General features: G+C 52.6%; 1 protein-coding gene. It reads left to right on the forward strand.

From position 1 onward, the window contains the following. Positions 1–804 (forward strand): nucleotide sugar dehydrogenase (locus tag ACTHS3_RS15085; RefSeq protein ID WP_440368374.1); only part of this gene is annotated, 804 nt, incomplete at its 5' end. Positions 805–954: the final 150 nt, after the last annotated feature.

The following is a 954-nucleotide window of genomic DNA, read 5'->3' on the forward strand; positions in this document are numbered from 1 at the left end:
AACCCTAACTTTGAAACCCGTACCATTCCAAAAGTCATCGGCGGCCATACCCCTGCTTGTTTGGAAGTCGGCCTGGCACTGTACCAACCCGCCATCGATAAAGTTGTTCCGGTAAGCTCCACCAAAGCGGCCGAGCTGACCAAACTTCTGGAAAACATCCACCGCGCCGTAAACATCGGTTTGGTGAACGAGATGAAAATTGTTGCCGACAAAATGGGCATCGACATTCACGAAGTCATCAATGCCGCCGCAACCAAACCGTTCGGCTTCGTTGCTTATTACCCAGGCCCTGGCTTGGGCGGCCACTGTATCCCTATCGACCCGTTCTACCTGACTTGGAAAGCCCGCGAATACGGCGTAAACACCCGCTTCATCGAGCTGGCAGGCGAAGTGAACTCCCACATGCCCGACTACGTTATCGAAAAAGTCGGCCTGGCTTTGAACGACCACAACCGTTCTATCAAAGACAGCAAAATCTTGGTATTGGGTATCGCCTACAAGAAAAATGTGGACGATATGCGTGAAAGCCCGTCTGTGGAAGTTATGGACCGCCTGCACAAACTGGGCGCAGTGGTTTCCTACTCTGACCCACACGTTCCAGAGTTCCCACATATCCCCGGCCACCACTACTTCGACCTGAAGAGCGAAGCGCTGACCCCTGAAACTGTCGCTCAATACGACTGCGTGGTTCTGACCACCGATCACGACAAATTCGACTATGACATGATCACCGAACATGCCAAGCTGATTGTCGATACTCGCGGCAAATTCCCAGTGAAAAATCCTAAAGTCATCAAAGCATAATCTTGCTTCAGACGCATCCGGCTACCACCGGTTTCCCCGACCGGGACGGCGGCCGGTTTCCCAAGGCCATTTGTTTTTCAGACGGCCTTGGCAAACCGGCAACGGTAACAACGCATCTCTTACGAAAAACGCTCAGCTCGAACTTCTGGC

It is taken from the genome of Neisseria sp. P0009.S007 (genome assembly GCF_051962515.1).